This is a genomic window from Conexibacter woesei DSM 14684, assembly GCF_000025265.1.
GTDB lineage: Bacteria > Actinomycetota > Thermoleophilia > Solirubrobacterales > Solirubrobacteraceae > Conexibacter > Conexibacter woesei.
The window spans coordinates 2,053,859-2,072,497 of record NC_013739.1; the positions used below are offsets into that span (position 1 = coordinate 2,053,859).

General features: G+C 69.3%; 19 protein-coding genes and 1 tRNA gene. 12 read left to right on the forward strand and 8 right to left on the reverse strand.

The window, feature by feature from the left end; translation table 11 throughout:
• Positions 1-19: 19 nt before the first annotated feature.
• The 4 genes from CWOE_RS09725 to CWOE_RS09740 are packed head-to-tail and all read left to right on the forward strand — an operon-like array spanning position 20 to position 3,880.
• Positions 20-1,249, forward strand: coding sequence for a cytochrome P450 (locus CWOE_RS09725; protein ID WP_012933429.1), 1,230 nt, complete (start codon positions 20-22; stop codon positions 1,247-1,249).
• A gap of 8 nt (positions 1,250-1,257) precedes the next feature.
• Positions 1,258-1,461 (forward strand): ferredoxin, encoded by a 204-nt coding sequence (locus tag CWOE_RS09730; RefSeq protein WP_012933430.1) that lies wholly within the window; start codon positions 1,258-1,260, stop codon positions 1,459-1,461.
• Entirely contained in the window at positions 1,458-2,480 is a 1,023-nt protein-coding gene (locus CWOE_RS09735; RefSeq protein WP_012933431.1) for an NHL repeat-containing protein, read from the forward strand. The genes CWOE_RS09730 and CWOE_RS09735 overlap by 4 nt, the downstream gene beginning before the upstream one ends.
• Complete coding sequence (locus CWOE_RS09740) at positions 2,477-3,880, forward strand: FAD-dependent oxidoreductase (protein ID WP_012933432.1); 1,404 nt, start codon at positions 2,477-2,479, stop codon at positions 3,878-3,880. The genes CWOE_RS09735 and CWOE_RS09740 overlap by 4 nt, the downstream gene beginning before the upstream one ends.
• A gap of 42 nt (positions 3,881-3,922) precedes the next feature.
• Here the strand turns inward: CWOE_RS09740 and CWOE_RS09745 are convergent, their stop codons facing one another.
• The gene (locus tag CWOE_RS09745; protein ID WP_148260962.1) at positions 3,923-4,387 is read right to left on the reverse strand and encodes an autotransporter; all 465 of its coding nucleotides are present in this window, start codon (positions 4,385-4,387) and stop codon (positions 3,923-3,925) included.
• Positions 4,388-4,549: 162 nt separating this feature from the next.
• On the opposite strand from CWOE_RS09745, the gene CWOE_RS09750 reads away from it, so the two are divergent.
• The 3 genes from CWOE_RS09750 (at position 4,550) to CWOE_RS30535 (ending at position 6,301) form a co-directional block, all read left to right on the forward strand.
• Positions 4,550-4,819: a helix-turn-helix domain-containing protein gene (locus CWOE_RS09750; RefSeq protein WP_012933434.1), complete on the forward strand. Its 270-nt coding sequence runs from the start codon at positions 4,550-4,552 to the stop codon at positions 4,817-4,819.
• A gap of 157 nt (positions 4,820-4,976) precedes the next feature.
• The gene (locus tag CWOE_RS09755) at positions 4,977-5,588 is read left to right on the forward strand and encodes a PadR family transcriptional regulator (RefSeq protein ID WP_012933435.1); all 612 of its coding nucleotides are present in this window, start codon (positions 4,977-4,979) and stop codon (positions 5,586-5,588) included.
• Positions 5,588-6,301 (forward strand): ATP-binding cassette domain-containing protein, encoded by a 714-nt coding sequence (locus CWOE_RS30535; RefSeq protein ID WP_012933436.1) that lies wholly within the window; start codon positions 5,588-5,590, stop codon positions 6,299-6,301. Before CWOE_RS09755 ends, CWOE_RS30535 begins: the two co-directional genes overlap by 1 nt.
• On the opposite strand, the gene CWOE_RS09765 is transcribed toward CWOE_RS30535, so the two are convergent.
• Genes CWOE_RS09765 through CWOE_RS09780 form a run of 4 tightly spaced genes read right to left on the reverse strand, consistent with a single transcriptional unit; the run spans position 6,219 to position 11,490 of the window.
• On the reverse strand, positions 6,219-7,433 hold the full coding sequence (locus CWOE_RS09765) for a DUF2600 family protein (RefSeq protein ID WP_148260963.1): 1,215 nt from the start codon (positions 7,431-7,433) through the stop codon (positions 6,219-6,221). The two genes, CWOE_RS30535 and CWOE_RS09765, sit on opposite strands and share 83 nt — an antisense overlap.
• Positions 7,434-7,454: 21 nt before the next feature.
• On the reverse strand, positions 7,455-9,992 hold the full coding sequence (locus CWOE_RS09770; RefSeq protein WP_012933438.1) for an ABC transporter permease: 2,538 nt from the start codon (positions 9,990-9,992) through the stop codon (positions 7,455-7,457).
• A complete protein-coding gene (locus CWOE_RS09775; RefSeq protein WP_012933439.1) occupies positions 9,989-10,705 on the reverse strand; it encodes an ABC transporter ATP-binding protein in 717 nt (238 codons plus the stop codon). Before CWOE_RS09775 ends, CWOE_RS09770 begins: the two co-directional genes overlap by 4 nt.
• Positions 10,702-11,490: an ATP-binding cassette domain-containing protein gene (locus CWOE_RS09780; RefSeq protein WP_012933440.1), complete on the reverse strand. Its 789-nt coding sequence runs from the start codon at positions 11,488-11,490 to the stop codon at positions 10,702-10,704. The genes CWOE_RS09775 and CWOE_RS09780 overlap by 4 nt, the downstream gene beginning before the upstream one ends.
• Before the next feature lie 351 nt (positions 11,491-11,841).
• On the opposite strand from CWOE_RS09780, the gene CWOE_RS33415 reads away from it, so the two are divergent.
• The 4 genes from CWOE_RS33415 to CWOE_RS09800 are packed head-to-tail and all read left to right on the forward strand — an operon-like array spanning position 11,842 to position 13,670.
• Positions 11,842-12,441: a hypothetical protein gene (locus tag CWOE_RS33415; RefSeq protein ID WP_160165494.1), complete on the forward strand. Its 600-nt coding sequence runs from the start codon at positions 11,842-11,844 to the stop codon at positions 12,439-12,441.
• A 22-nt stretch (positions 12,442-12,463) separates the two neighbouring features.
• Positions 12,464-12,772: a winged helix-turn-helix domain-containing protein gene (locus tag CWOE_RS33420; protein ID WP_012933442.1), complete on the forward strand. Its 309-nt coding sequence runs from the start codon at positions 12,464-12,466 to the stop codon at positions 12,770-12,772.
• Complete coding sequence (gene uppS / locus CWOE_RS09795) at positions 12,769-13,434, forward strand: polyprenyl diphosphate synthase (RefSeq protein WP_012933443.1); 666 nt, start codon at positions 12,769-12,771, stop codon at positions 13,432-13,434. The genes CWOE_RS33420 and uppS overlap by 4 nt, the downstream gene beginning before the upstream one ends.
• On the forward strand, positions 13,431-13,670 hold the full coding sequence (locus tag CWOE_RS09800; protein ID WP_012933444.1) for a hypothetical protein: 240 nt from the start codon (positions 13,431-13,433) through the stop codon (positions 13,668-13,670). The genes uppS and CWOE_RS09800 overlap by 4 nt, the downstream gene beginning before the upstream one ends.
• A 190-nt stretch (positions 13,671-13,860) precedes the next feature.
• On the opposite strand, the gene CWOE_RS09805 is transcribed toward CWOE_RS09800, so the two are convergent.
• Both CWOE_RS09805 and CWOE_RS09810 read right to left on the reverse strand, forming a co-directional pair.
• Positions 13,861-17,274 (reverse strand): KAP family P-loop NTPase fold protein, encoded by a 3,414-nt coding sequence (locus CWOE_RS09805; protein WP_012933445.1) that lies wholly within the window; start codon positions 17,272-17,274, stop codon positions 13,861-13,863.
• Positions 17,275-17,503: 229 nt separating this feature from the next.
• Positions 17,504-17,577, reverse strand: a tRNA-Pro gene (locus tag CWOE_RS09810).
• Between the two features lie 53 nt (positions 17,578-17,630).
• On the opposite strand from CWOE_RS09810, the gene CWOE_RS09815 reads away from it, so the two are divergent.
• Positions 17,631-18,107: an OsmC family protein gene (locus tag CWOE_RS09815; protein WP_012933446.1), complete on the forward strand. Its 477-nt coding sequence runs from the start codon at positions 17,631-17,633 to the stop codon at positions 18,105-18,107.
• A 20-nt stretch (positions 18,108-18,127) separates the two neighbouring features.
• Here the strand turns inward: CWOE_RS09815 and CWOE_RS09820 are convergent, their stop codons facing one another.
• On the reverse strand, positions 18,128-18,562 hold the full coding sequence (locus tag CWOE_RS09820) for a tetratricopeptide repeat protein (RefSeq protein ID WP_012933447.1): 435 nt from the start codon (positions 18,560-18,562) through the stop codon (positions 18,128-18,130).
• Positions 18,563-18,639 lie beyond the last annotated feature (77 nt).

Sequence of the window (18,639 nt, forward strand, 5' to 3'; positions counted from 1 at the left end):
CGTGAGTGAGAGAGTGACCATGAGCAGCGTCCGTTCCAGCGCCGGGAGCGCGCCTGTCGATCTGCCGATCACGCGCACGCACCCGTTCGACCCCGCACCACAGCTCGCGGCGCTGCGCGAGGAGAGCCCGCTCTGCCGCCTGCGCTACCCGGACGGCCACGTCGGCTGGCTGGCGACGTCCTACGACCTCGCGCGCCGGGTGCTCGTCGACTCCCGCTTCAGCATCAAGCCGATGCGGCCGCCCGTCGGCGATCCCGTCACGACCGCCGAGGTGCAGGAGGTGGAGAGAGCCCAGCCGGAGGCGGAGGGCGCGCTGATCCTGCTGGACCCGCCGCAGCACACGAAGATCCGCCGGCTGCAGGCCGCCTACTTCACCGTGCAGCGGATCGGCGAGCACCGCGCCGGCCTGGAACGGCTCGTCGGCGACCAGCTCGACGCGATGGAGCGGCAGGGCTCCCCGGTCGACTTCGTCAGAGCGTTCGCGGCACCCGTGCCCGGGCTCGCGATCTGCGCGATGCTCGGCGTCCCGGGCAGTGATCGCGAGCACTTCGAGCGGCCGACCCAGGTCTCCGAGGATCCGCGCTCCACCGCCGAGGAGCAGATCGCGGCGAACAACGAGTTCCGCGCCTACTCGCACGGCGTGATCCAGCGCAAGCGCGCCGAGCCCGGGGACGACCTGCTGAGCGAGGTGATCGCGACCAGCGACCTGAGCGACGCGGAGCTCGCCGGGCTGGCGCTCCAGCTGTTCAGCGCCGGGCACGAGACGACGGTCAGCATGCTGGCGCTGAGCCTGCTCGCCCTGCTGGGCGACCGCCGCCGGTGGGAGCAGCTGTGCGCCGACCCCTCGCTGGTCGACGGCGCCGTCGAGGAGCTGCTGCGCTATCTGACGATCGTCCAGGTCGGCGCCTTCACGCGCACCGCCACGGAGGACGTCGAGCTGGACGGCACGGTCGTCAAGGCCGGCGAGGGCATCACGGTGTCGCTGTCGGCGGCGAACCGCGACCCGTCGAAGTTCCCCGACCCCGATCTGCTCGACCTCGCGCGCGACGCCTCAGGTCACGTCGCGTTCGGCCATGGTCGTCACATCTGCCTCGGCCAGCACTTCGCGCGTCTGGAGCTGCAGGTCGCGCTCGCGGCGCTGACGAGACGCTTCCCCACGCTGCGGCTGGCCGTGCCGTCGGAAGAGGTCCCGATGTATCCGAGCGAGCAGTTCCTCTACGGCGTCCACGAGCTGCCGGTCGCCTGGTAGGTGCTCGCATGCGGATCGAGATCGACTACGAGCTCTGCGTCGCCTCCGGCATGTGCGCGCTGATCGCCCCGGACCTGTTCGAGCAGAACCTGGATGACGGGCGGGCGGTGGTGCCCGCCGGGGAGCTTGCCGCGGAGCGTCTCGAGGCCGCGCGGCGTGTGGTCGGGCTGTGCCCGTCGGCCGCCCTCTCGCTGACCGGCGACGACGCATGACCGGTGTTGTGCAGGCGCCAGGGGCGTCGTACGTGTGGGAGGAGGGGTGGGCGGCGCCGCCCGGCGATGCGCTCGCGGGCGCCGGCTGGGCGCACCACGGGCTCGCGGTGACCGCCGACCAGCGCATCGTCGGCGCGCAGTCGGGGGGTGACGCGATCTGCATCTTCGACCGCGACGGCAGGCTCGACACGAGCTGGCCGTCCGGCCTGGTCGAGGCGCACGGGATGGCGCTGACCGGACCGCCCGGCGAGGAGCGGCTGTGGGTCGCCGACCCCGGCTTCGCGATGGTCCCCGACGGCGTGCGCGGCTACTCGCTGCATCGCCCGTCGCAACATGGGCGGGTCGTCTGCTTCGACCTCGCTGGAAACCGCCTCGCCGAGCTTCCGGTCCCGCCTCCTGCCGATCCCGCCTTCGGCGGGGGCGTGCTCGGCGGCTACGCGCCGACCGGCGTCGCCGTCGACGAGCGCGACGGATCGCTGTGGGTCGCCGACGGCTACGGGCAGGGGCTCGTCCATCGCTTCACCCGCGACGGCGACCTGGCGCTGACGTTGACGGGCGCGGATGGCGCCGGACGTTTCGACTGCCCGCATGCGGTCTTCGTCGATCGCCGCTCCCGGCCGCGCCTGTACGTCGCCGATCGCGGCAACGCTCGGCTGCAGGTCCACGACCTCGACGGGCGCTTTCTGGGCGTCGTCGGGGACGGGCTGTGGTCGCCCACCGCGATGGTCGCCTGCGGCGAGCGGCTGATCGTCGCCGAGCTGGACGCGCGTCTCGCGGTGCTGGACGCCGAGGACCGCCTCGTCGGCTACGTCGGTCGCGACGACGACGCGCCCGAACGCGAGGGCTGGCCGAACGCCGTCGGCGCCGACGGTCGCACCGTCCGGCCTCCCGCGCTGACGCCGGGGCGGTTCAACAGCCCGCACGGGCTGGCCGTCGACGCGCGCGGCGACCTGCACGTCGCCGAGTGGCTGATCGGCGGGCGCTGGATCCGTCTGCGGCGAGAGGCGGTGCGGTCGTGACCCCGCTGCGCGTCGCGATCGTCGGCTCCGGACCGGCCGGCTTCTACGCCGCCGACCAGCTGCTGGCGGCCGGCGAGCTGGACGCGACGGTCGACGTGTTCGACCGCCTGCCGACCCCGTGGGGCCTCGTGCGCGCGGGCGTGTCGCCGGACCATCCGAAGATCAAGGCGGTCGCCGGCCGCTACGAGAAGACGGCCGCGAGGGACGGCTTCCGCTTCTTCGGCAACGTCGACGTCGGCCGCGACGTGCCGGTGGAGGAGTTGAGAGCCCACTACCACGCGGTGATCTACGCGGTCGGCGCGTCCGCCGACCGGAGCATGGGGATCCCCGGCGAGGAGCTGCCCGGATCGCACTCCGCTTCGCACGTCGTCGGCTGGTACAACGGCCACCCCGACTTCGCCGACCACCAGCTCGACCTGGCAGCGACGACCGCGGTCGTGATCGGCAACGGGAACGTCGCGATCGACGTCGCGCGGATGCTCTCCCAGCCGCGTGAGACCCTCGCGAGGACCGATGTCGCCGACCACGCGCTCGACGCGCTCGGCAGCTCCTCGATCGAGCAGGTCGTCGTGCTCGGGCGGCGCGGTCCGGCGCACGCGGCGTTCACGACGCCCGGGCTGATCGAGCTGTCGACGGTGGACGGCCTCGACGTGCTCGTCGACCCGGCCGATCTCCAGCCGGACGGGACGAGTGAGTCGGCGGTCGCCGCGGACGACCCGCTGCTGGCGACGAAGCTGGCCGCGCTGCGCTGCTACGTCGCGAGCGAGTCGCACGGAGCCGGCGGCCCCGGCCGGCGCCGGATGACGCTGCGCTTCTTCGCCGCGCCGCTGGAGATCGTCGGCGACGGGCGGGTCGAGGGCGTGCGCGTCGCGCGCACCGCGATCGTCGCCGACGACGACGGACGGCTGCGCGCTGTCGCGACCGAGCAGGAGGAGACGATCCCCTGCCAGCTCGTGGTCCGCGCGGTCGGCTATCGCGGCCGACCGCTGCCGGGCCTGCCGTTCGACGAGCGCAGCGCGACGATCCCCAACGTACGCGGCCGCGTGGTCGACGGGCCGGGCGGCGCGCCGCTGCCGGGCGACTACGTCTCGGGCTGGATCAAGCGCGGTCCCTCCGGGGTCATCGGCACCAGCAGAAAGGACAGCCAGGAGACGGTCGACGCGCTGCTGGAGGATCTCGCCGCCGGCAAGCTGCCGGACCCGTCGGTCGAGGACGCGGACGCGATCGTCCGCCTGCTCGCCGAGCGTGCGCCCGAGCACGTCACCTACGCGGGCTGGCAGGCGATCGACGCTGCCGAGCGCGCTGCCGGCGAGCCGCTCGGCCGCCCCCGTGTCAAGTTCGTTCGGACGCGGCACCTGCTCGACGCCGCCGGGCGGGAGCTGACGCGCAACTCGGGCTGAGGGCGAGCGGTGGCGAGCGGGCGACAGGTCCGCTGCCTCGTATCAGTACGTCAGTCGGCCGCGCGCAGTTACCTTCGCGGCCCAGGTGCGGCGGTTGACGATGCCCGTGAAGGTGCCGCTCCCTGTAGCGCGGGCGTAGCGTCCGGTGCCTCGACGGACGGCGATCGAGCCGGTGAAGGTTGCGTTGACTCCGCTGAGGGATTCGAGGTTGCCGGCGACGTTGATCGTGAGGGAGCCGCCTCCGTGTGGGTAGATCGTCACGCGGCCGGAGACGCTCGTGGTGCTGGTTTCGAAGCGTGCGGATACGGTGCCGTCCAGTGTGCCGGAGACGGTCCCGCGCTCGTAGAGGACCGAGCCGGATCGTCTCACGAGGTGCAGCTGTGCGACTTCGGTCATGGTGACGGTTCGTGCCGTGGCGACTGTGTCGGTGAGGGCGACGCTGAGGACCGCCGTGATCCCTGCGACGGCGATCATTCGCATCCGTCGTCGCAATGCCTGGCTCTGCATGAGATTCCCCTTCCCCTGTCGTCGACGCCACTCCCGCAGCGCCCGAAACCCTAGTGGCGCCGGGACGTGAGCGGCGAACTAGACGAAAAGTCTCTGGATAGATGGTCTTCAGCATGGGGTGATGGCGGGGTGCCCGGTGCGAGATCCAGAGCGACAAGACAGGTGAGAGCCAAGGACCCCGAGCTGGTCGCGCTCGGCGCGCGAGTGCGAGAGCTGCGGGAGCGGGTCGGGAAATCGCAGGAGACGCTCGCGCACGATTCCGACGAGCTGCATTGGACGTATGTGGGCCAGATCGAGCGGGGATTGCGTAACGTGACCTTCAAGAACCTCCGTCGCCTGGCGAGAGGGCTCGAGGTCGACGTCGCCGAGCTGTTCCGACCCGTGGGCACGCCAGTGCGCTCGCCCACGGACGACGCTGCTCTGAAAGGCTGAACGGGCGCGAACGTTCAAGGCTTGAATAGCGCGCCGACGTGCCAGCGCGGGTTGCGTCGGCTGGGCGGTCCAAGTAGCGTGCCGACTCGAACGCTGGCGTTTGTGGTGTATCGGGAGGCGGCCCGTTCCGGGCTTGAGGACCATCCGGGGGGACGGTTTGAAGTCGAGTTTGAGATCGCCGGTCAACTACGCGGTGCTGGGTCTGGTCATCGAGAAGCCGAGCTATGGCTACGAGCTGATGCAACGACTGCAAACACGCTACGGCGAGCTGTTGGAGGTCAGCAGCCCGTCTCACGTCTACGCTGCGCTTGATCGCCTCCAGAGAGAGCGGTTGATCGTCCATCACGACCGCGACCCCAGCCTCGAGCCCGACGACGAGAACACGCCGTCGCGTCAGCCGAAGGTGACCTACCGCGCGACTGCGGACGGCGCGGTGGTCTATCGGCAGTGGCTCGCCGAGCAGCTGCGCGACGACGGGGCGCGGGTGGAGCTGATCGGGCGTCTGATCGCGACCGGCGCACGCGACCTGCGGGCGATCGGCGACCTGATCGATCGCTACGACGCGGAGTGCGTCGCGGCCTCGCAGCGGATGCCGCTTGCGGATCGCGCGGCCGCTGATGCCGGCGTCGAGCACGAGCGCGACTTCGTGCGCCGCCTGGTGCAGGAGGAGCGCCGCTTCGTGCTGGAGGCTCAGCTGCGCTGGATCGACTTCGCGCGCGAGGAGCTGCGCGCCCGCGCCGCGCGCCAGGCGGGCGACGCGACCGCGTGATGAGTCTGCTCTCGCTCGACGGCGTCAGCAAGCGCTACGCCGATCCGCGTCGCACGGCGGTCGCTCTGGACGGGATAACGCTGACGGTGGAGCCGGGCGAGGTCGTCGCTGCATGGGGTGGGCGCGGCTCGGGCCGGACGACGCTGCTCCGTGTGGCGGCTGGGTTGGAGCAGCCCGATTCGGGAACCGTTCGCTTCTGCGGTGTGGACCTCGCCGGCGGCGCGGAATTGGCGACGGCGGCGGGATTGGTCTACGTCCAGTCGCGGCTGCTCGGCCCGCAGCGGCAGCAGCTGCTCGATCGTCTGACGGTCGCGCTCGTCGCACGCGGAGGATCGAAGCGCGCGGCGCGCGACCAGGTGCGTGCCGCGCTTGAGCGCGCCGGCGTCGGGCGATGCCTTGACGTCCGCGTCGGGGAGCTGGACGCGACCGAGTCGGTCCGGGTCGGGATCGCGCAGGCACTGCTGTGCGACCCGAAGCTGATCGTCGTCGACGAGCCGACCGCGACTGTCCCGCTGATCGAGCGCGACGGCATCCTCGCGCTGCTGCGCTCGATCGCCGACTCGGGCATCGCTGTCCTGATGTCGGCAGGCGAGGCGATCGGGCTTTCGGGCGTCGACCGTGCGCTGACGATCAGCGGCGGGAGATTGCATGCCAACATCGCCGCCGAGCGCGCCGTCGTCGTCCCGTTGCGACCCGCCAGCGGCGGGATGTGAGCGCTGACACTCGTAGGCCGACGCGCCGGCGGACGCCCTTCGCGCTGCGGCGGACGCGCAGCATCACGAGGAAGGGGCTGACGAGCCCGCCGAGCGAGGCGTTGAGCGCGACGGCGGCTGCGTCGCGGCGCGCGTGTTGCGCGCCGTCGTCGGAGAGGAGCATGCCGATCATGCCCGCGACCAGGAGCAGGTGGCGCTCGCGTCGCGGGAGCTGGCTGACGCCCGTGATCGCGCGCTCGGAGATCGCCGAGAGCCGTCTGCCGAGATCGTCGGGCGTGCGGTAGTGGGACACGTAGCTGCGTGTTCCAGAGGCGTCGTCGTCGGCTTCGTCGGCGATCCCTTCGAGCAGCCACTCCAGCGCCGAGACCCAAGGGAAGTAGGCGTGTTCGACAGCTCGTGCCGAGGCGGGGGAGGTGGCGTCCTCGCATGCGGCTGCGATCAACGCGAAGATCACCATCGGCGCGCCCGCGGCGGCTGCTGTCTCCCACCACTCCAGCCCGTCCTGGCGGTGTTCGACCGCCCACGCGATGAGCGGTTGGGGGGACGATCTCGACGTCGCGTGGTTGAGGCTCTGCGCTTCTGCTGCTCGTTCGGTGGCGACGACGAGCGCTGCTGATACGGTCGCTTCCCGGGGCATCTGAGCGAGCTCGTCGCGACAGGCGCCGGCGATCTGCGTGAGGTAGCCGCCGTCGTCGCGTTGCGGATGGTGCGCGTAGAGGTCGAGAGGTACGGCTGAGCGAAGGTCGACCGCGGCGCGCAGCGCGCGATGGAGGCTGCGGTTGTTCGCGAGGGTGGGGTGTTCCTCGGTGAGCGCGTCGAGGTAGTCGTACATGACTTCGAAGGCGACGCAGGCGCGGACGAGCCTGTCGCGGTGCTGACGTGGCACGAGGATCGCGAACGCCGCTGCGCCCTCGGCGGTCAGGTGCTCGGCGTCGAGCTTGCCGATGGCGTGATGGCGCAGCGTCGGATCGGGGATGGCGTCCGCAGCTCGCCTCCACCTGCTCAGTTCACGACCGACGCTTGGAAAGATCGTCAGCCAGTAGGTCAGCATCGCCCAGGGGAACGTCGCGATGGCTCGTGTTCGAGCGGCTGACGAGACATGGAAAAGGGTCATGCACCCATCCTCTGGCACGTGACCAGAGGCGCTGCATCGCTACTCCTGGAAGCGCAGCCGTGGCGGCACGCGGGCGGCGAGATAGCCCGGCAGCGCGACGATCGCGAGGGACAGCAGGAGGACCAAGGCCACGAGCGAGAGCATGTGGCCGATCTGGAGTGAGAACGGCGCGGGGTACCCGGTCGTCAGCTCCAGCCAGCGGTTGCCGAGGAGATGGCCGTAGACGCCCGCGGCGACACCGACGAGGCAGCCGACGGCAAGCACGCTCGCGCCCTCGTAGAGCAGCATGCCGCCGATCTGGCGGCGCTTGACGCCTTCGAGCTTGTAGGCGGCGAGGAGTCTGCGGCGGTCCCAGACCGATGCGCTCATCGCGACGGCGAGCGCGAGCGCGGAGGCGATCAGCAGCAGGGCGGAGATCTGGGTCAGCCGCGTCAGCCCTTGGTTGAGCAGCCCTTCGAACTCGGCGAGCAGCTCGGCTCTCGTCTGGATGTCCAAGGCGTCTGCCCGGCTGCCGAGGGCTTCCGCGATCGTGCGTTTCGCGGCGGCTGCGGTCGTGCCCGGCGTGAGGTCGATCTCGATCGCCGATGGGTCAGTGGTCTGCCATGCCCGCGCGTAGTCGTCGGCGTTGAGGATCACAGCGCCCGGTCCCCAGCTCAGGTTCGACACGAGCGCGGCGATTCTGAGCTGCAGCTCTCCTTGCGGCGTCGGCAGCGTGACGCTGTCGCCGATGCCGACTCCTTGGCTCTTTGCGAGCACGCCCGAGACGGCCGCTGCGCCGCCGCGCCGCACCTGCTCGGTCGCTGCGGTTGCGTTGCCCTCGACGATCTGCGAGGCGGGGACGATCGTCGCGTCGTCTCTAGGCCGGGCGATCAGCCAGATCCGCCGTGAGCCGCTGTCGACCATCCCGCCCTGGTAGTGGCGAACGGCGCTGATGCCCGGGGCGTCGCGGAGGCGTCTCACGGCCGGGTCGGTGATCGTGAACGTGTCGGTCGTGAGGCTCTGGCCGGCGGTGGTGATCCACATGTCGGCGGTGCGCAGGTGGTCGGCGTAGCCGGCCTGCAACCCGCTGACGAGGTCGTTGCGTGCGCCGCCGATCGCGACGTTCCCGATCACGGCGACCGCCGCGATCGACGCGACGGCGACCGACCGCGTCATCGATGCACGGGCGCTCATCACGGCGATCATCAGCAGCTTCAGGTTCAGCCGTTCGGCGATCCAGTCGAGCAGCCACATGCAGCCGGCGAAGATCGCCGGCATCGCTGCCAGTGCCGCGACGGTCAGGACCAGCACGCCGACGACCGCGGCGCTGGGCTCGATCGCGACGCCGATCGCGGTGACGAACAGCAGCACGATCGCAACGCCCAGCAGGACCAGGCGCTGTCGCATGCTGATGCCTTCTCCGGGCTCGCCTTCCTCGTCGTACGCTGCCTCGAGGTTGCCGCGCGAGAAGGCGTCCAGCAGGGGGCGTCCGCCCGCCACAAGCGCTGCGAGGACGCCGGCGGCGAACGCCAGGATGACGGCGCTTGCCGGGACGACTCGCTGCGTGCCGATCGGGAACGTGAAGGCGAGGTAGCCGGGCACGCCGTCGAAGACGGTGCGCGAGAGGAAGTCTCCGGCGAGCAGGCCCGCGGCGGACGCGACGACGCCGAGGATCAGTGCCTGCGAACCGATGACTGCCGTCACCTGCCCGACCGAGGCACCCTGGGTGCGCAGCTCCGCGACGAAGCGTCGCCGGTCAGGGACGGTGAGCAGCATCGCGTTGAATGCGAACAGCACGGCGACCATCGCGCTGATCGCCGAGAACAGCGCGGTCGACTGATCGTTGGCTTCCGTCGCCTTCTGCAGACGTCTGACCATGACGTCGGCGTCGCCGACGTCGAAGCGGCCGTCGGCCAGCGTGCGCAGCGCGGCTCGCGCCTCGCCGGCAGCTCCGGGTTGGGCGCGGACGAAGATCGACGTGACGCGTCCTCTCATCCCGCTGATCTCCTGCGCGTACTCGATCCGTGCGACCGCCAGCGGGCTGCGAGAGACGTCGCCGATCTGGTCGGCGCCGAGCACCGCGGCGATCGGCACGCGGACGGGCCGGCCGCCGATAGCGACTGTTGCGGTGCTGCCTGCTTGGAGGCCGGTGGCGCGCGCCAGCTCGCTCGGCAGCACGATCCCGCGCTCGGGCAGCGACAGTCCGCTCTCACCGAAGTTCCGCGTGAGCGTTCCGCCGAGCGTCGCGAGACTGGGCTCCACGCCGAACAGCTCGAACGGTTGGCTCTCACTCGGTCCGACGAGGATCGCGCGTCGCTCCAACACGGGTGCCGCGACGTCGACGCCCGGGGTCGCGCGGACCGCGGTCACCGCTCTTGTGTTCAACCCGTCCGAGGCGACGGACGTGACGTGCATGTCGGCGCTGCCGACGATGCCGGACAGCAGCTTGTCGACCGAGCCGGTGATGCTCGTGTTCGCGACCTGGACGGCGAACAGCAGCGCGACCCCGGCCGCGATGCCGACGCCGGCGAGCAGCTCCTGGAACGGGTGCGCGCGAAGCCGCCAGCCGTACAGGTAGAGGAGGGTGCGCAGCTTCATGCGCGCGCGACGTCAGGTCCGCGGTCAGCGGGCAGGTGGTCCGCACGCTCGGTGAGGACGCCGTCACGGAGGTCGCAGACGCGGTCGGCGAACGCGGCCGCGTCGGGATCGTGCGTCGCGAGCAGCATCCCGACGCCGCGCTCGTGGCAGATCCCGGACAGCAGCGCGAGCGTCGCCCGGCCGCGTTCGGTGTCGAGGCTGGCGGTCGGCTCGTCGGCGAGGATCAGCTTCGGTTCCCCGGCGAGCGCGCGAGCGATCACGACGCGCTGCTGCTCGCCCATCGACAGCTTCGACGGCGTGTGTCTGGCGCGCTTCTCCAGACCGACCCGCTTCAGCCACTCCATCGCGTGCAGCTTCGCGCGTCGCGGGGTCCATCCGGCGAACAGCAGCTTCATCGCTGCGTTGTCGAGCGCGGAGGTTCCGGGATGGAGGTAGAACCGCTGGAAGACGAACCCGAGCGAGCGACGGTAGCTGGCGGCGTCGGCGTAGGAGAGCGTCGCGAGGTCGACACCGCCGAAGCGGACGGTGCCGCGATCGGGCGTCTGAGTGCCGGCGGCCAGCTCCAGCAGCGTCGTCTTGCCCGATCCGCTCGGGCCGTAGAGCGCCACGATCTCGCCCGGCAGGACGGTCAGGGAGACGCCGTCGACGGCGCGGACGATCTCGCCGCCGGTCGTGTAGTGCTTGGCTACGGCGTCCAGCTCGAGCGCGGTCACTCCGACGATTCCTCGACCGTGGGGAAGGGGACGACGCGCCCGGTGGTTCGTTCAGGAACGCGCAGCTGTCCGCTGCCGTCGAGCGACATGATCCGATCGGCGCCACGCAGCATCGTCACCTCGCGCGAGCCGACCAGCAGGGCCATCCCGCGCCGGCCGCGCGCGAGCGAGACCAGCAGCGTCCGCAGCGCCTGCTGCTCGGCGTCGCTGCTACCGCCGCCGGGGTCGTCGACGATCAGCAGTCTGGGGTCACGCACGAGCGCGCGGGCGAGCGCGAGGCGCGTGAGCGCGTCGGGCGGCAGCTCATGCGGTGCGGCGTCGACGAACGCTTCGGCGGCGACCTGCACTGCCGCTTCCCGTGCCTTCGAAAGCGCTTCGGATACCGGCGTGCCAGTGATGAGCAGGGGCAGCGCGATGTGGTCCAGCATCGGCTTGCCGGGCGCCGCTCGCCACGCCTGTGTCTGCGCGACGAACGCGATCTCACGCAGCCGGCGCGTCCGCTCGCGGCGCGGCAGCTCGGCGACTGGCCGACCACACCATGTCACCGCGCCGCTGTCGGGCAGCTCGATCCCGGCCGCGATCCGCAGCAGCGTCGTCTTCCCGCTGCGTCGCGGACCGCGCAGACCGACATATTCGTCGCGTCCGAGATCGAAGGAGATCGCGTCGAGCACGGCCTCGACGCGGCGACCGCTGCGCCGGTGCTTGGAGGCGCGCTCGACCGTCAGCAGAGGCGCCGCGCTGGCAGCGGGCGTCGCGTGGCGCGCGAAACTCTCCGAAGTCCCCAAGATGAGAAATGCTCCCGTCTTCCAGACTATTCAACCTCGTCTTGCTGGCGCAACTTGCTGCGTGACACCACACGCTCTATTCACGGCTTGAACCTTCGAGCGCGACACTGGTTTCCAGTCAGTGGTGGAACGAGAGTTGCGCTGCATGTTCCCCGTGCACCGACCAAGCCCCCAGCCCCCGCGACCGACTGGATCCATGCGCGGATGCTCGCCACGAGAGTTCCCCCTCTCGATCCCGGCGAGCTCAGCGCACTCAGTCGCCGACAGGCTGGGCCAGCCGCGGCCCCGGCACCACGCGACTCCCCCTCAGCGTGGTCGCCGGGGTCGCACGCCCTTCCGCTCGTCGTGCTCGTGACGCAGCCGGCGCACGACAAGGCCGGCGCGACGCTGCGCTGGGTCGAGCTGGCGGAGTCCCTGCGCAGCACCGAGGTCTTGGCCCTGCACGGGCAAGCGCTGCTGCGCGGCGTCGACCCAGACATCTCGACGACTTCCTCAGTCAACCTCTCCACGAGAGACGTGGCGGACCTCAAGGAGATCTGCGACAAGGTCGCCGACCGTGCCGACCGCCTCCAGACGCTGATCGCGCAGCTCGCGGCAGCGGAGTTCGAGGTCAAGCGACGCGACCTCGAGCGCGACGCCGCAGCCGCGCTTGCCGCCGGCGTCGCGGACGTCGCCCGAGTCGAGGTCCTCGCGCGCTGCCTCTCCGTGAAAGAGGGCTTTCGCGCGCTGGCGGAGATGCTCCGCTGCACCGACTTCCACACGTCCTGGCAGCACACGACCGTCGGTCATGTGCTCGGCTCGTTCCGCGACGCCGACGCGCATTTCGTCCGCCGCCTCACCGCACAGGCGCTTCTCTCTCCAGAAGCCGAGTTCGACACCTGCGACCGCGAGCAGATCGCTCGCCTCGCGACCGTCCTCGAAGAGCACGCCGCGACCGCGCGATGCCGGTAGCGGAGGATGCGCCGACGTCGCCATGGGGAACCGCCCGAGACCTGCTGACCCCTTCGCGATCGACACGCGCCTCGCGAGAGCGCTGGCCCACCCGGTGCGCGTGAGGATCCTCGGCTACCTCCGCGAGCGCGGTGCAGCGAGCCCGAGCGAGCTCGCGAAGGCGTGGGACGTCTCCATCAACCTGCTGGCGTACCACTTCCGCCGGCTGCATACGCTGGGCCTGATCCGCGTTTCGAAGCGCATACAGCGGCGCGGCGCGATCGAGCACCGCTACTCCCTCACTGCCGAGGCGCCCGGCGAAGAACCGCTCACCGTCCGTCTGATCCGATGAACGAACCACACGCACCGGCTCCAGCCACGGTCGCGATCATCACGGACGGCAACGGCCGCTGGGCGCAGCAGCGCGGGCTTCCGGTCTGGGAGGGCCATCGAGCAGGAGCGGAGAACGTCCGCAGCCGGCTGCGCGACGCCGCGGAACTCGGAATCGAGCAGCTGTCGATCTACGCTTTCTCGACCGAGAACTGGACCCGTGATGACGACGAGATCGCCGCACTCATGGGGCTCATGCGGCTCTACATCGAGCACGAGACGCCGACGCTGCACGCCGAAGGCGTGCGCATGCGCTTCATCGGCCGTCGCACCGCACCGGTTCCGCGGGATGTGGTCGAGCTGATGTCATGGGCTGAGCGGCTGACGCAGCACAACAGACGCATCACGTTCTTCATCCCGTTCAACTACGGCGGGCGAGCCGAGATCGTCGACGCCGCCCGCAGCTTTACGGGCACGACCGAGGCCGAGTTCGCCGCGCAGCTCTACGCGCCCGAGCTGCGCCCGCCCGAGGTCGTGATCCGCACGGGAGGAGAGCGCCGGATCTCCAACTACCTCATCTGGCATATCGCGACTTCGCAGCTCGTGTTCCGCGACGAGCTCTGGCCGGACTTCACACGCGAGGCGCTGCTCGACGCGCTCGCGGCCTGCCCGCGCCCCGCATGAGCGACAGCGACGACCAGCTCCAGCGAGCCGTGCTCGACCGGCTGCTCGACATCGGCCAGCTCAGCATCGAGGAGCTGATCCGCGACCTGACCGCCGAGACCGGCGAGTTCGCAGAGAGCGACCCGATCGAGCGCGCCGTCCGCGAGCTCGTGCGTGCAGGGCTTGCGCACCGCCACGGTCCGTTCGCGATGCCTACCCGGGCGGCTGTGCGGTTCAGCGAGTTGGGCGATGGGTGAAATGGCCTTGACGGTCGAACGCTCGGTGAACGTGTGTGGCTTGGTCAGCGACCGCCGGATCGCCGCGGCATCGGTGTCGGTCCGCCCTTCGATAGCCCGCACCGTTGCGGCCGGTTCTCGACCGTGCCGTGGAACGCAGAAACCGGCGAGGCTCGCATAGGTTGAGACCCGGTCCTTTTGCGACTTGGCGTCAGTTCTCGGGCGTATTAGGTGCCTGGCGCGCTTCTTCCATAACGGCTCTGTCTTCGGGAAAGCCGCTGTTGACCAGTCGTCTCTCGAAGGCCGTTGCCGCCCCCCTGAGCCGCGACGAACGGCTTGAGCGTCCGAGGTGAAGAGCCGCACGGACGACAGGGGCGCGGTCTCGGGTGTTGTCGCGGGGGAGGCTGGCGTCGCGTTCGATCAGCGCATTCATGAGCGGTTCGGCTAGTTCGACGCGCAGCCTGCTCAAGCTGGCAGCGATCCGGGCAACGCGTTCGAGCGACACCTGCTGGTCTTGAACCCAGACTGTCAACTGCTGCGCAAGTTGCGAACGCTGCTCTTTGTTGAAGTTATCAGCCAGCTGCGTGAGCATCGCTGCCGCTCGATCGGCGTCGTCCTCGGAAGGAGAGACGAGGTCGGCGTGCGCTGTGCCGAGCCAGGTGGACAGGGCATCCGTTGCGCCGCGCTGCGCTGCCGTGGCGAGGATCGCGCTTCTAGCGGTGTCGCGGCTGACGTGCTGGGGTTCGCTTCTGAAGATGGTCCAGACAACGGAAGCAAGCCGCGCGGCAGCATCGGCGGATGCATGAGGCAGAATCTCCGGCATCATGTTCAGAAGGGCGACCGCTGTCTCGGTATCGGTTCCGATCTCGAGTCTGGCGGCGATCGTGCTCGCCACCGACTCAGCCGACTTCAGCACGAGGGGCTTCTGCGTTTCCCAGACGACTTGGATCGTTTCGGCGTATCCGTTCGATGCGGACGCTGACAGCACCTCAGCAACGTGATCGGGCGCATGTTCGGCGTCTATGGTTGAGATGGCCGCGATGATCTCTCGCGCTTCCTGAGCGTTCCCGTGAAGCGATGTGCGCAGCTGGATCGCCAGATGATGGTAGAAGCTCCCTGTGTTCTCTACCGAAGGGGTGCCTATCGGGAGCGCGCCAGCATTGATCGCGTTCGCGAGAGCCATCGTCTGGGTCGCAAACTGCTGCACTACGTGGTCCCCGACATCTCCTTGGTTGCCATCAGCTGACTGAAAGAGCTTGAAGCCGAGCGCTGCCCACTCGTGCTCGTCAGGGTCAGCGGGAGATGGCTCGCGGTCCTTCGTGGGCCACAGCCGACCGAGGTGCGAACTGCATCCGGCGGCGAAAGTGTCGACGCTGTACCCGCCGGTCAGCACGGCTTCGACGTAATCGCTGCACGGTCTGACGAGGTAGCTCGTGTCCTCGCCATCGGCGTGGTTGATGATGATGTCAGTGAGTCTCGTGCCTACTTCCTCAGCCGTGGCGAGGGCGACGACGGCCTCTCTGAGTCCGAGAAGCATGATCTCCCACTGCTCGCTGTTGAAGCGAGCCGCGCTCGTGTCCTGGTCAAGCTGTCGTGTCGCAGCATTAAACCCTTGTTCGATCAACCAGCTGGGATGTGCTCGAACGAGCGGCGTAAGCGTCCCAAAATCTGGGCGTTCCCCCAACTCTGGATCACGCTGCTGCTCGGTTTCCAGCCAGCGTCCTATCTGTCGACAAAGCTCTGCGTCGAGACGGCCTTCCGTGAGCGCTCTCGCGAGCACGACGCTTCGCGCCTTGCTGTGACCGTCCGTGGAGCGGTCTTGAACCAACGCATCGAAGATCCGCTTCCAAATCGCCTTAGCGGCCATAGGTTCAGCCGATTGCGAGGTCGCTGTCGCGAGGGCTTCGAGCGGAAGCTGGGGAAGCGCCTCCCGCAGGTCGGGTTCGACTGCGGCTCGGCTGAGCACCCTGGCTACCCCAGCCGACTCGCGAAGCGGCTCGGCTGTGATGGCCGTTTGGATGACGTGTCGCGCGCCGTCGACGTTCCCGGCGTCAAGCTCCTCTTCAACGATGTCGTCGAGCCGCTGGGCATAGGCAGCACGAGCCGTCGCAGAGATCCCGGAGAAGACCTCCTCCACGAGTCGCGTATTTCCGCCCGTGAGAGCGTCGTGGATTTCGTCATATCGGGGAAGATCACGTTCGGCGACGGACCGTCGCAGTCGAACAAACGGTCGAATGCTGTCGACCGAGATATGGCTTGTAGCTCGGAGGAACGCCGCACATTTCCGCCAGTCCTCTCGACCCCACGACGGCGGTATCGCGTCACTCCCCAAGTCTGCCTGCGCGTGCCATTCCTTCAGCAGCTTCGGAGCGCGTTGCAAGCTCGCAAACGCCTCCGGCCATTCCTCCTCGATCAAAGCAAGCTTGGCGACCATCGGAAGGTTCTTCGTGATAGGCGGATCGAGTCTCGCAACATGATCGTTGCTGGTCCGCTCGCGCTCTCGAATCAGCCGTGTTCGCAGCTCCAGGCTGTTCACCCATTGCTTCACACGCCGAGGGTTATGACGCAGTCCGGCGCTCGCGATGCGGACGAGGTTCGGGAGATCACCAGGAGCATTCCATCGTTCCGCGTAGGCGGTCAGGTGCGCTCTCATGTACTCCCGCATGTCGTCAGGCAACACGGGCCGCATGTGCATCGAAGCGTTGAAAAACTTGTGCAGATACTCGTCCGCATAGATCAACGCTTCGCTCTCGTCGGCAAGCGCGGATGTCCGACTGAGAAGGTGTCGCCGCAGCGCTCGGTCGTCAGCTGCAATCAGGATGACGACCGACGGTGCTGAGTGCGCGTCCCTGCTCGACTCGATGACGGGCTCCAGATATGTCTTCACCGTGTTGAGGAACATCACCGCGTCCTCAGCGTTGAGACGGTCGAGATTGTCGATGGCGATGACCAGGCGCTCCGCCTTGACGGCTCCGAGCATCCGCGTGAACTGCTCGGTGAACCGCTCTGGCTCTTCCAAGCGATGCTTGGTGATCGCGTCGCGTGTTACCTCCAGCGTGTTGTCGACGCGCACCAAGATCGCTCCCACGAGACCGACGAACGCCAGAAACAACGCCCCGACAGTGGTTGATCTGTAGTTGCTCTGATCGAAGAGATCGCCGGGACCGACGCCGATGACGAACGCAAGGGCGATAAGAAGGACAAAGAAGAGGGCGAGCTTGAGCAAGCCTGCTTTGTTCAGGCGCCATGTCTCTTTGCCCTGCGTCTGGACGGACTGGTAGAGGTCTCTCAAGCCTTCCGCTGGATCGAAGGACTTGTCGAGAGCGCCGGCTCTCGTCAGCTGAGCACCAACGTCTTTCAGAAACTGGCGGCGGAACGCCTCACCTTCATATCGCCAAGCATCGAACTGCACGTAGACGACGCCTTCGCCGTCGAGCTGGCGCCCGACCTCCGCCAACACAGTGCTCTTCCCGACGCCCCAGTCGCCGAAGAGGCCGACGGTGAAGGGGGGTTGCGATCTCGTGAGGGCGTGGACAAGCGCTGCGGCGTAGTCGCGGTGACCGAACGCATCGGTCGAATCAGAGAGAGGCTGACGCGTGTCGGTGAGATAGGGCGTGCCTGGCATAGACGGCGTAGTTTCCTGGGCGACACGGACGGGCTGCTGGACGCTCGATGCCCGATGGGATCTCCCAGCTCATCGACGCGCGGTTGAGCGCGAGCGGCTGTCTCACATGGCTCGTCGTCCCGCCGAGACGACGATTGGTACTCCCGACTGGTACTCCCACCAGGAACCCCGCCGCGCACCGAGCCGCCCGAAACGCCGAAAGCCCCGCCGTGGCGGGGCTTCCATTGCATCGGGGCGCCCGGATTCGAACCGAGGACCTCCTGCTCCCAAAGCAGGCGCGCTACCAGGCTGCGCCACGCCCCGCGGCGACCGAGTATACGGTCCGGTCGGGGAGTCGACTACCGTCTTGAACGGGTATGGCGACGACGCACAGGTACACGACGCGCACGCGCTGGCAGGGGTCCACCGGTGCCGGCTATGACGCGTACGATCGCGCGCACGCGGCGAGCGCGCCGCCGGCGGAGGCTGAGATCAGGCTCTCGTCGGACCCGGCGTTCGGGGGCGATCCGGCGCTGCTGAACCCCGAGCAGCTGCTCGTGCTCGCCGCCAGCTCGTGCCAGCTGCTCAGCTTCCTCGCCGTCGCCGCCCGCGCGCGGATCGACGTCGTCGCCTACGAGGACGACGCCGAGGGTGAGATGCCGGAGGAGCCGCGGCCCGTCCGCGTCACGCGGATCGTGCTGCGGCCGCGGATCACGATCGCAGTCAGCGACGAGCGGCCGCTCCCGCCGCGCGCGAAGCTCGACCGGCTCGTCGAGGTCGCGCACCGCGAGTGCTTCATCGCGAACAGCCTCTCGACCGCGATCGCGATCGAGCCGACGTTCGTCGTGCGCTGACCCGCGGCCGAGCGGGCGCGTCAGGCGGCGTGCGCGACGCGCTCCAGGCCGGCGGCGACGCCGCGGCGGACGAGGCCGCCGTAGCCGTCGTCGCCGAGCAGGTCGAGGCACTGCTCGGCGCGCGCGTAGTGCTCGCGGGCGCGCGCGAAGTCGCCGAGGTCCTCGTGAGACTTGCCGAGGTTGAGGTGCGGCGAAGGGAAGAAGCCGCGCACGCGCTCGTCGCCGGCCGCGGCAGCGGCCTCGGCGTGCAGCAGCGAGCGCTCGTTCCACTCCAGTGTCGCGGCCGGCGTCGGCTGGTGGCGTGCGACGTAGTGCGCCGCGGTGCTCGCCTCGAAGTCGTCGGACCGCCGCTCCCACGCCTGCTCGAAGAGACGCTTCGCCGCCGCGGGATCGCCTCTGCCCTCGGCCATCATGCCCTTGCCGCACAGCTCCACGATCGGGTTGTCCGCGTCCATGCTCTTCGCTCCTGCTCGACTGCCGGGCGCCGCAGCCTATCCGCGCCGCTCGACGGTGCCGTCGCGCTACGGTAGGC

Bases quoted from the DNA above. Each gene is read 5' to 3' on its own strand.
- CWOE_RS09820 (WP_012933447.1), bottom strand. From the start codon at position 18,562: ATGGACGCGGACAACCCGATCGTGGAGCTGTGCGGCAAGGGCATGATG.
- CWOE_RS09725 (WP_012933429.1), top strand. From the start codon at position 20: ATGAGCAGCGTCCGTTCCAGCGCCGGGAGCGCGCCTGTCGATCTGCCG.
- CWOE_RS33420 (WP_012933442.1), top strand. From the start codon at position 12,464: ATGGGGAACCGCCCGAGACCTGCTGACCCCTTCGCGATCGACACGCGC.
- CWOE_RS30535 (WP_012933436.1), top strand. From the start codon at position 5,588: ATGAGTCTGCTCTCGCTCGACGGCGTCAGCAAGCGCTACGCCGATCCG.
- CWOE_RS09800 (WP_012933444.1), top strand. From the start codon at position 13,431: ATGAGCGACAGCGACGACCAGCTCCAGCGAGCCGTGCTCGACCGGCTG.
- CWOE_RS09730 (WP_012933430.1), top strand. From the start codon at position 1,258: ATGCGGATCGAGATCGACTACGAGCTCTGCGTCGCCTCCGGCATGTGC.
- uppS (WP_012933443.1), top strand. From the start codon at position 12,769: ATGAACGAACCACACGCACCGGCTCCAGCCACGGTCGCGATCATCACG.
- CWOE_RS09815 (WP_012933446.1), top strand. From the start codon at position 17,631: ATGGCGACGACGCACAGGTACACGACGCGCACGCGCTGGCAGGGGTCC.
- CWOE_RS09805 (WP_012933445.1), bottom strand. From the start codon at position 17,274: ATGCCAGGCACGCCCTATCTCACCGACACGCGTCAGCCTCTCTCTGAT.
- CWOE_RS09745 (WP_148260962.1), bottom strand. From the start codon at position 4,387: ATGCAGAGCCAGGCATTGCGACGACGGATGCGAATGATCGCCGTCGCA.
- CWOE_RS09735 (WP_012933431.1), top strand. From the start codon at position 1,458: ATGACCGGTGTTGTGCAGGCGCCAGGGGCGTCGTACGTGTGGGAGGAG.
- CWOE_RS09770 (WP_012933438.1), bottom strand. From the start codon at position 9,992: ATGAAGCTGCGCACCCTCCTCTACCTGTACGGCTGGCGGCTTCGCGCG.